The organism is Pseudomonas sp. PDM22 (genome assembly GCF_014851965.1).
GTDB lineage: Bacteria > Pseudomonadota > Gammaproteobacteria > Pseudomonadales > Pseudomonadaceae > Pseudomonas.
This window is the reverse complement of record NZ_JACVAR010000020.1, coordinates 1-1533: the sequence shown is the minus strand read 5'-3', so window position 1 is coordinate 1533 and position 1533 is coordinate 1. Positions and strand designations below refer to the sequence as shown.

General features: G+C 64.1%; 1 protein-coding gene. It reads left to right on the top strand.

What is annotated here, in order from left to right; all coding sequences use genetic code 11:
* The coding region (locus IB255_RS30445) for an Ig-like domain-containing protein (RefSeq protein ID WP_192211277.1) at positions 1-1533 on the top strand (1533 nt) is incomplete at both ends.

Sequence of the window (1533 nt, the reverse complement as noted above, 5' to 3'; positions counted from 1 at the left end):
TGGCTCACGATGCCGCTGGCAACAGTGCCGACGTGAAGGCCAGCCATGCGTACACCGTGGACCTGACCGCACCGGTAGCGACCCTGACCATCGACACCGTGGCCGGCGACGACATCGTCAACCTCGAAGAGTCGAAGGTTCAGCAGACCATCAGCGGCAAGGTTGTCGGCGAGTTCCAGACTGGCGACATCGTCAGCTTCGCGCTCAACGGCACTACCTACAGCACGACGGTCGACAAGGACGGCAAGTGGAGCGTGAAGGTAGCCGGTGCGGACCTCGCAGCGGAAACCAACATCCACGCCACCCTGGTGGCTCATGATGTCGCCGGCAACGTGGGCATCATCGTGGCTGACCACGGTTACGAGGTGAAACTCGACTCCTCGGCGCCGACCATCCGCGACGTGGTGGACAACGATGATCCGGCCCACCTGATCGACGTGCCGAAGGACGGCTCGACCAACGACACTACCCCGGTGATTTCCGGCGACGGTGCCGAGAAGGGCGACATCATCCACGTCTTCGACGGCGACAAAGAGCTGGGCTCCACCACCGCCAACGACGACGGCACCTGGTCGTTCGAAGTGCCGGCTGACAAGGCCCTGGCCGAAGGCGAGCATGACTTCACCGTCAAGGCCGAAGACGCTGCGGGCAACATCAGCGATCCGTCGCAGCCTTACCCGATCGTCATCGACACCACCCCGCCGGTGGCCACCCTGACCATCAACGTGGTGGCCGGCGACGACATCGTCAACGCCGAAGAAGCCAAGGTCCAGCAGACCATCAGCGGCAAGGCTACCGGTGAATTCCAGACCGGCGACCTGGTCAAGTTCGACCTCAATGGCACCACCTACAGCGCGGCGGTCGACAAGGACGGCAACTGGAGCGTTTCGGTCTCCGGCGCCGACCTGGCCAAGGAAACCAACATCCACGCCACCCTGGTGGCGCACGATGCGGCGGGCAACGTGGCCGACGTGGTCGCCGATCATGCGTACACCGTGATCGACAAACCGCCGGTAGCTTCGCTGAACATCAACATCGTGGCCGGCGACGACATCGTCAACCTGGCCGAGTCGAAGACCGCCCAGCAGATCACCGGTGGTACCACCGGCGGCCGTGCCGGCGACATCGTCAAGATCGTGGTCAACGACGTCACCTACAGCGGCAAGATCGACGCGGCAGGCAAGTGGAGCATCAGTGTTCCGGGCGCCGAGTTGGTAGCCGATGCCGATCACCGTATCGAGGCGAGCTTCGTGGCGACCGACGCGGCAGGCAACAGCGCCAGCGCCACTGCTACCCACGACTACTCGGTGGATATCACCGCGCCGGTGGCGACCCTGACCATCAACGTGGTGGCCGGTGACGACATCGTCAACATCGCCGAATCGAAGAGCCCGCAGACCATCAGCGGCAAGGCGAGCGGCGAGTTCCAGACGGGCGACGTGGTGAGCTTCAAGCTCAATGGCACCACCTACAGCGCAGCGGTCGACAAGGACGGCAACTGGAGCGTTTCGGTCTCCGGCGCCGACCTGGCGA